Annotated in this window: 1 protein-coding gene and 1 pseudogene; both read left to right on the top strand. The window is 73.2% G+C overall.

The window, feature by feature from the left end; translation table 11 throughout:
* Positions 1-2,889, top strand: a 2,889-nt coding sequence (locus tag V7E45_RS18490) for a type I polyketide synthase (protein WP_333775282.1), incomplete at its 5' end; no start/stop codon positions are given.
* Positions 2,890-2,918: 29 nt separating this feature from the next.
* Positions 2,919-9,962, top strand: a pseudogene (locus V7E45_RS18485) (SDR family NAD(P)-dependent oxidoreductase); the annotation flags it as partial.
* Between the last annotated feature and the right edge of the window lie 26 nt (positions 9,963-9,988).

The raw sequence follows: 9,988 nt of genomic DNA, 5'->3' as shown, positions 1-9,988 counted from the left end.
CTCCACACCAGCGGCACGAATGTCGACTTCACCGCCCTCCACGCCACCGGACAACACCTCGACGACCTCCCCACCTACCCCTTCCAACAGCGCCCGTACTGGATCAACGCAGGCGGCAACGGTGGCGACCCCGAGTCCATCGGCCTGACCCGGGCCGTGCACCCCCTGCTCGGCGCAGCGGTGACCGTGGCCGATTCGGACACGGTGATGTTCACCGGCCGCCTGTCGGCGGGGAGGCAGCCGTGGCTGGCCGACCATGTCGTCGGCGGCTCGATCCTCTTCCCGGGCACCGGCTTCCTCGAATTGGCGATCACCGCGGCCGAGGAGAGCGGCTGCGACCTGCTCGACGAGTTGGTGCTCGAATCGCCGCTGGTGATACCGGAGCACGGCGGGGTGGCGGTCCAGGTGCTCGTCGGGGCCCCGGACGACTCGGGTGTCCGTCCCGTCAGCGTCCACTCGCGCGGCGACGACCCCGGCCGCCCGTGGGTCCGGCACGCCGTCGGCGCCGTACGCGCCGCCGAGCTCGTCGCGGCGTCCGCCGCCCCCGTGGCCGCAGCCGTAGCGTGGCCGCCGCAGGACGCCGTGCCGGTCGACCTCACGGGTCGCTACGACCGTCTCGCCTCCGAAGGGCTGACGTACGGCGCCGCCTTCCAGGGGCTGAGGGCGGTCTGGCGGCACGGCGACGAGGTGTACGCCGAAGTGGCCCTGCCCCCGACGGTGCCGCTGGGTGAGGGCTTCCGTCTGCACCCCGCCCTGCTCGACGCGTGCCTCCAGGCCATCGGTCTGGGCACGGGGATACCAGAGTCCGCTCGGCTTCCGTTCACCTGGACGGGCGTGGCGGTGTCCGCGCCGGGCGCCACTCGGCTGCGGGTACGAACATCCCCGGCGCCCGAGGGCGGGGTGGCCCTGGAGATCAGTGACGGAGAGGGCCGGCCGGTCGCCTCGGTCGAGTCGCTGGTGCTGCGCGACGTCGACACGGCCGAACTTGCCGCCGCCGGCGCCGTCGGGCGTGACGCGCTGTTCGAACTCACCTGGACCACCGTGCCCACTCCGGTGCCGGCGCCACTGACCTGGGAGCACTGGGACCGGCTCGGCGCGGACGGCACCGTGCCGGAGACGGTCGTACTGGACAGCTCCAGCCAAGCGAGCCAGGGCAGCGATGCTGTGCACCGCGAGGTCCACCGCGTGCTCGGCGTACTGCAGAGGTGGCTCGCTGACGACCGATACGCCCGTTCCACGCTGGTGGTCGTCACCAGGAACGCGGTCGCCGTGGACCAGGTCACGGACCTGGCCGGTGCGGCGGTGTGGGGCCTGGTGCGATCGGCCCAGTCTGAAAACCCCGGCCGTATCGTGCTGGCCGACCTCGACGACCTCAGCGCGCTCGGGACGGCCCTGGCCACCGGAGAGCCCCAAGTGGCCGTACGGGACGGCGAGGTGCGGGTGGCCCGACTGACCCGGCCCTCCGCACCCCTCACCCCCGCACCCGCCACCTCTGCCTCGTCCGACACGCCTGCCCTCGCGCTCGACGTCACCGCCCGGCCGCCGGCCTTCGCCCCCGAAGGCACAGTGCTGCTGACCGGCGCCACCGGCATGCTGGGCAGGCTGGTGGCCCGCCACCTGGTGACCGCACACGGCGTACGGCGGCTGCTGCTGCTCGGCAGGCGTGGCCCCGCTGCCGAGGGCAGCGCCGAACTGGTCGCGGAGCTGGCCGCGTCGGGTGCTCAGGCTGACGTCGTGGCGTGTGACGTCGCCGACCGGGACGCCCTCGCCGGTGTCCTGGCGGCGGTACCCGCCGACCACCCGCTCACCGGGGTGGTGCACGCGGCGGGTGTGCTGGACGACGGTGTGATCGGCTCACTCACCCCCGAACGTGTCGACGCCGTGCTCCGTCCCAAGGTCGACGCCGCGCTCAACCTGCATGAACTCACCGAGATGGCCAAGCTCTCGGCGTTCGTCCTGTTCTCGTCCGCCGCGGGCGTCTTCGGCAACCCCGGTCAGGGCGGCTACGCCGCCGCCAACGCCTTCCTCGACGCCCTGGCCGCCCACCGGCACGCCCTCGGTCTACCGGCACACTCCCTGGCCTGGGGCCTGTGGGACGGCGCCGACGGCATGGCGTCCGACCTGGTGGACGGCGACCGCCGCCGGATGGCGCGCACCGGCGTGCGGCCGCTGTCCGAGACGGACGGCCTCACGCTCCTCGACGCGGCGCTCGGCACCGACGCACCGGCCCTGGTCCCGATCCGCCTCGACCTCACCTCCCTTGCGGCACAAGCCGAACTACCGCCGCTGTTCGGCACGCTCGTACGGCGCCCCGCGGCGCGACCGGCCCCGACCGACACGGCCGACACGGCCGACGCGCTGAGGCGCCGGCTGGCGGATCTGCCCGTCGATGCGTGGGAGGCCGAGCTGCTCGAAGTCGTCAGGACCCACGCGGCCGCCATCCTCGGTCACGCCGGACCCGAGGACGTCCCGGCCTCCCGGCCTTTCAAAGAGCTGGGCTTCGACTCGCTGAGCGCGGTCGAGTTCCGCAACCTGCTCAACACCGCCACCGGCCTGCGCCTGCCGCCCACCCTCGTCTTCGACCACCCGAACGCCGCAGTCCTCGCCGCCGAACTCACCTCGCAACTGGCCCCCGACACGGACGGGGGCGAGCCCGACACCGAGCGCCGGATCAGGGAGGTGCTGCACGCCATACCGCTCAGCCGACTGCGTGACGCGGGCCTCCTGGAACGCCTCCTGGAGCTCGGCGGAGCCGCCCCGCAGACGGTCGCCCCCGTCGACGGCGAGGTCGGCTCGATCGACGACATGGACACCGACGCGCTGATCAACATGGCTCTGGGCGGCCGCGACGATTTCGACTCGACCGGAATGAGTGGAGACCTCCGATGACCGGGCCCGACAACAAGCTCGTCGCCGCGTTGCGCAGCTCGCTCAAGGAGGCCGAGTTCCTGCGCGCGCAGAACGCGAAGCTCAGCGCGTCGATCTCCGAGCCCATCGCGATCATCGGCATGGCCTGCCGCTACCCGGGCGGCGTCACGTCCCCCGAGGACCTGTGGCGACTCGTCGCCGACGAGGTCGACGCCGTCTCCGACTTCCCCGCCAACCGCGGTTGGCCGATTGACGAGTTGTACGACCCCACCGGCGAACGTCCTGGGACCACCTACGTCCGGCAGGGCGGATTCCTGCACAGCGCCGACCAGTTCGACCCCGCCTTCTTCGGTATCAGCCCCAACGAAGCGCTGCTCATGGACCCGCAGCAGCGGCTGCTGCTCGAATGTTCCTGGGAGGCGATCGAGCGGGCGGGCATCGACCCCGCGTCCCTGCACGGAAGCCGTACCGGCGTCTTCGCCGGCATGATGTACCACGACTACCCCGCCAACGCGAACACCGGCGCCGTCGCCTCCGGTCGGGTCGCCTACACCCTCGGACTCGAAGGCCCGACGGTCACGGTCGACACCGCCTGCTCCTCCTCACTCGTCGCCCTGCACTCCGCCGGGCAGGCGCTGCGGGCGGGGGAGTGCACCCTCGCCCTCGTCGGCGGCGTCGCCGTGATGGCGACACCCGAGGCGTTCGTCGAGTTCAGCAGGCAGAAGGGACTGTCACCCGACGGCCGCTGCCGCTCCTACGCCGCCTCCGCCGACGGCGCCGCCTGGGCCGAGGGCGCGGGTGTCCTCCTGGTGGAACGGCTCTCGGACGCCCGGCGCAACGGTCATCCGGTTCTTGCTGTGGTGCGCGGCTCGGCGGTCAACTCCGACGGCGCGAGCAACGGACTCTTCGCCCCGAACGGCCCCGCGCAACAGCGGGTGATCCGGCAGGCGCTGGCCTCGGCCGGGCTGTCGGCCGCCGAAGTGGACGTGGTGGAGGGGCACGGGACGGGAACGACGCTCGGCGACCCCATCGAGGCGCAGGCGCTGCTGGCCACGTACGGGCGGGACCGGCCGGAGGGCACGCCCCTCTGGCTCGGCTCCATCAAGTCGAATCTGGGACACACACAGGCCGCCGCAGGTGTCGCGGGGATCATGAAGATGGTCCTGGCGATGCGGCACGGCACGCTGCCGCGCACGCTGCACGTGGACGAGCCGTCGGGAAAGGTCGACTGGTCCTCCGGCGCGGTCGAACTGCTGAGGGCGGCCCGCCGGTGGCCCGGGACCGGCGCTCGGCCACGCCGGGCCGCCGTGTCGTCGTTCGGCATCAGCGGCACCAATGCGCACGTGATCGTGGAGGAGCCGCCCGCGGCCGAGACGGTCGCCGCACCCGGCGACGTGGAGCCGGTGGCATGGGTGCTGTCGGGGAAGACGCCCCAGGCCCTGACCGCGTACGCAGACCGGCTGAGGGCCCATGCGGCCGGAGCCGGAGCCGGAGCCGGAGCCGGAGCAGAGGACGGAGCCCGAGCCGAGGCCGGGGTCGGGGCGGAGGCGCTTCGTCCGGTGGACGTGGCCCGGACGCTGGCCGGCCGGGCACGGTTCGAACACCGGGCCGTGGTCGTCGGGTCGGACCGCGAGGAGTTGCTGCGCGGGCTGACCGGCGTGGCCGCGGTGTCGCCGGTGCCGGGCAAGCTGGCCTTCCTGTTCACCGGACAGGGGGCCCAGCGTCTGGGCATGGGCCGTGAACTGGCCGCTCGCTTCCCGGCGTTCGCGGCGGCCTTCGACGAGGTGGCCGCTGCACTGGACGTCCATCTCGAACGGCCGCTCCGCGAGGTGCTGTGGGGCGCGGACCCGGCCGTCCTGGAGCAGACCGGATGGGCGCAGCCAGGACTGTTCGCGGTCGAGGTCGCGCTGTTCCGGCTGCTGGAGTCGGCGGGCCCGAAGCCCGACTTCGTCGCGGGGCACTCCGTCGGCGAGCTGGCCGCGGCACATGTGGCAGGCGTTCTGTCCCTCACGGATGCCGCTCAACTGGTGTCGGCACGCGCCCGGTTGATGCAGGCACTGCCCATGGGCGGGGCGATGGCATCCGTACGGGCGGCCGAGGACGACGTACGAGCCGCGCTCGTGGCCGGAGTGGAGATCGCGGCCGTCAACGGCCCGCGCTCCGTGGTGATCTCCGGCGCCGAGGACGCGGTGACCGAAGCGATGGAGAGGCTTCAGGAATACAAGGTCACGCGCCTCCGCGTCAGCCACGCGTTCCACTCCCCGCTGATGGAACCGATGCTGACCGGCTTCGCCGAGGTGGCCTCCCGACTGACCTACGAAACCCCGCGCATCCCCCTGGTCTCGACCCTCACCGGACGGCCGGCCTCCGACGACCTGTGCGACCCCCAGTACTGGGTCCGCCAGGCCCGCGACCCGGTCCGCTTCGCCGACGCCCTCACCACCCTTTCCACGCAGGGCGCGACCACGTTCTTCGAGGTGGGCCCGGACACCGTCCTCGCGACCATGGCGGAGGACACGCTCCCCGCCGACACCTACGCCGTCGCGAGCCAGCGCCGGGACCTGCCCGAGGCCCACACCCTCCTCACCGCCCTCGGCGCCCTACACACCCGGGGCAGGGATGTCGACTTCGCCGCCCTGCACCCGGGACGCCACCTCGACGACCTCCCCACCTACCCCTTCCAGCGGCAGCGCTACTGGCTGGACGTGACGGACTACCTGGCCGAGTCCTGGCTCGGCGATGCCCTGGGCAGTGATCCGGCGAGTCTGGGCGTGAGCGCCCTCGACCATCCGCTGCTCGGTGCGGCCGTCACCGTCCCCGACAGCGGTGCCGTGGTCCTCACCGGGCGGCTGTCGGTGCGGGACCAGCCCTGGCTGGGCGACCACGACGTGCTGGGAAGCGTTCTGCTGCCCGGCACCGGCCTGGTCGAGCTGGCGTTGCGTGCCGCCCGGGAAACCGATTGCGACCGGATCGAGGAACTGACGCTCACCAGCCCCTTGGTCCTGCCGGAGGAGGACGGTCTGGCCGTGCGGGTGCTGGTGGGCGGCCCGGACGAGTCCCGCCGCCGTACCGTCGCCGTGTACTCCGCCCCGGAGCGGCGGCCGGCGGACGCCTCGACGGCCTCCTGGACCCTGCACGCCGAGGGCCTGCTGACCTCCGGTACGACGCCCGCGGCGGACACGTCCGGGGCCTGGCCACCGCCCGGCGCCACCGTACGTCCCACGGACGGCGCGTACGAGCTGCTGCTCGGCCGGGGGTACGGGTACGGCCCGGTGTTCCAGGGCCTGCGCGCGGCCTGGGAGCGTGGGGACGAACTCTTCGCCGAGGTCACGCTCCCCGAGGCCGCGCACGGCGACGCCCGGCGCTGCGCGGTGCATCCGGCCCTGCTCGACGCGGCCCTGCACGCCTCGCTGCTGGAGGACCTGGACGGCGNCACGGCGACGCCCGGCGCTGCGCGGTGCATCCGGCCCTGCTCGACGCGGCCCTGCACGCCTCGCTGCTGGAGGACCTGGACGGCGCGGGGACCACCCTGATCCCGTTCTCCTGGAACGGTGTCTCCCTGCATTCCACGGGCGCGGGCGCCACCAGCCTGCGCGTCCGTATGCGCCCCGCCGGGCCCGACAGCGTGGCCCTGGACCTCGCCGACGAGGCGGGACGCGCCGTACTGTCCGTGACGTCGCTGGTGTCCCGGCCGGTGTCCGCGCGGCAGCTCGACCGTGTGCGGGGCGCCGGGAACACGACGTCGTACCGGGTCCGCTGGCAGCCCGTCGACCTCGCCGCCCTCGCTCCTGCCGTCGCACCGTCCGACCGCTCCCGCTGGGCTGTCGTCGGCTCGGGAACGCCCGTCCCCGGACTGCCGGTGTTCCCCGACCTCACCGCACTCTCCGAGGCGGTCGAAACCGGTGACGCCGACGTGCCCGACGTCGTCCTGCTGCCACTCGAGCCGAGCACAGGCGACATCCCCACGGCCGTACGCACCAGCACCTCCACCGTCCTGGCCGCGCTCCAGGCATGGCTGGCCGACGAGCGCTTCACCGCCTCCCGCCTGGTGATCCTGACCCGGCAGGCGGTGACCGCACGCGACGGCGAGCGCGCCGACCTCGCCGCCGCCCCCGTATGGGGCCTGGTACGGGCGGCACAGGCGGAGAACCCCGGCCGGTTCGTGCTCGCCGACACCGACGAAACCGCCGAGTCCCGCACCGCCCTGCCCGCGGCGCTGGATCGCGACGAACCCGAATTCGCGCTCCGATTGGGCAGGTTGACGGTGCCGAGACTCGTCGCCGCCGCCCCCCTGTCCCGGCCGGCACGCCTGGGCGGTACGGTCCTGGTCACCGGCGGCACGGGCGGACTCGGCGCACTGGTCGCCCGCTACCTCGTCACCGCGCACGGGGCCGAAAGACTCGTCCTGACCAGCCGACGCGGTCCCGACACCCCGGGCGCCGCCGAACTCACGGCCGAACTGACCGGGCTCGGTGCCGAGGTGACGGTCGTCGCCTGCGACGCGGCCGACCGCGACGCCCTCGCCGCGGTCCTGGCCGCGATCCCCGCCGAACACCCGCTCACCGCCGTCGTGCACGCCGCCGGTGTCGTCGACAACGGTCTGGTCACCACGCTCGACCCGGACCGGCTCGAAACCGTCCTGCGCCCCAAGGTCGACGGGGCGTGGCACCTGCACGAACTCACCCGCGACCTGCCCCTGTCCGCGTTCGTCCTGTTCTCCTCCGCGGGCGGGCTGGTGCTCGCGGCGGGCCAGGGCGGCTACGCGGCAGCCAACGTGTTCCTCGACGCGCTGGCCGAACACCGCTCGGCCACGGGCCTGCCCGCCACATCGCTCGCCTACGGCCTCTGGGGCCTCGACACCGGTTTCGGCGCCGCCCTCACCGAGGACGACCTGGAACGGATGGCCCAGCAGGGATTCCCCGCCCTCACGGCAGCCGAGGGCCTGGACGCGCTCGACTCCGCGCTGCCCGGCCCGCCCACCCTGGTGCCCCTCAAGGTCCACGCCGCCCGCGTCCGGGCGAACGGCGACGTCCCCGCCCTGCTGCGCGGCCTCGTACGCGTGCCGCGCACCATGCGAACCGCCGCCGGCTCCGCCTGGGCCGGCCGCCTCGCCGGCCTCACCGGCGACGCACGCCTGACCACCCTGCTCGACCTGGTCCGCACGGAGATCGCCAATGTGCTCGGCCACGCGTCCGCCCAGGCCGTCGAGCCGGACCGCGCCTTCTCCGAACTGGGCTTCGACTCGCTGACCGCCGTCGAGCTCCGCAACAGGCTCGCCACGGCCACCGGCCTGCGCCTGCCCGCCACACTCGTCTTCGACCACCCCACGGCCGACGCGGTCGCCGAACACCTCGACGAAACCCTCGGCGGAACCACAGCGGACACACCCACCCCTCGCACCACGATCCACCGCACGCCCGACGAGCCGATCGCCGTCGTCGGCATGGCCTGCCGCTTCCCCGGCGGCGTGTCCTCGCCCGAGGACCTGTGGCGCCTGCTCGCGACCGGCGCCGAGGCCATCGAACCGCTGCCCACCGACCGAGGCTGGGACGAGACCCTCTACGACCCCGAGCCCGGAAAGCCCGGCAAGTGCTACGCGCAGGGCGGCGGATTCCTCCGCGAGGCCGGTGAGTTCGACCCCGGCTTCTTCGGCATCGGCCCCAACGAGGCGCTGGCCATGGACCCGCAACAGCGGTTGCTCCTGGAGACCTCCTGGGAGGCGTTCGAACGGGCCGGCATCGACCCCGCCACGCTGCGCGGCAGCGCCACCGGCGTCTTCACGGGCGTCATGTACCACGACTACGGCTACGGCAGCTCCAGCGGAGGCAGCGCCGTCGCCGGCCGCGTGTCATACGCACTGGGCCTCGAAGGCCCCGCCGTCGCCGTCGACACGGCGTGCTCCTCCTCGCTCGTCGCCCTCCACTCCGCCGTCCAGGCCCTGCGCAACGGCGAGTGCTCACTTGCCCTGGCCGGGGGCGTCGCGGTCATGGCCTCGCCCGAGATCCTGGTCGAGTTCAGCCGCCAGCGAGGACTGTCCGCCGACGGCAGATGCCGTTCGTACGCGTCCGGCGCCGACGGCACCGGATGGGCCGAGGGCGCCGGAATCCTCATCGTGGAACGACTCTCGGACGCCCGACGCAACGACCACCCGGTCCTCGCCCTGATCCGGGGCACGGCCGTGAACCAGGACGGCGCGTCCAACGGCTTCTTCGCACCGAACGGCCCGTCGCAGCAGCGTGTGATCCGGCAGGCCCTGGCATCGGCGGGCCTGTCGCCCGCCGACGTCGACGCGGTGGAGGGACACGGGACCGGGACGACCCTCGGAGACCCCATCGAGGCCCAGGCGCTGCTGGCGACGTATGGGCAGGACCGGCCGGAGGGTCGGCCGTTGTGGTTGGGGTCGATCAAGTCGAACATCGGTCATACGCAGGCCNCATGAAGATGGTTCTGGCGATGCGGCATGGTGTGTTGCCGCGGACGTTGCACGTGGACGAGCCGTCGGCACAGGTGGACTGGTCCGCGGGCGCGGTGCGACTGCTCACCGAGTCCCGCGAGTGGACAGGCGGCGAGGACGGCCCACGTCGCGCCGGCGTCTCGTCGTTCGGCCTCACGGGAACGAACGCCCATGTGATCGTGGAGGAGGCCCCGGCCGTCGCGGCTGGGCCTGAGCCTGTCTTGGATGATGTGCGGCCGGTCGCTTTGGTGGTGTCGGGTAAGACGCCCGAGGCGGTGACGGCTTACGCCGATCAGCTCAGGTCGTATCTTGCCGGGCACGAGTCGCTGCGTCCGGTGGATGTGGCGTGGACGCTGGCGGGTCGTGNCGGCCGCTGCGCGAGGTCGTCTGGGGTGAGGACGCGGACGCGGTGCAGCGGACGGGTTGGGCGCAGCCTGGTCTTTTCGCCTTCGAGGTGGCGCTGTTCCGGCTGCTGGAGTCGGGGGGTCTGAGGCCCGACTTCGTGGCCGGGCATTCCATCGGTGAGCTGGCCGCAGCACATGTGTCCGGTGTGCTGTCGCTGTCGGATGCGGCTCGACTGGTCGCGGCGCGCGCGAGCTTGATGCAGGCGCTGCCGACCGGCGGTGCGATGGCGTCCGTCCGNCGGATGCGGCTCGACTGGTCGCG

It is taken from the genome of Streptomyces sp. IBSBF 3136 (genome assembly GCF_036815105.1).
Lineage (GTDB): Bacteria > Actinomycetota > Actinomycetes > Streptomycetales > Streptomycetaceae > Streptomyces.
This window is presented reverse-complemented; position numbering and strand designations above follow the sequence as displayed.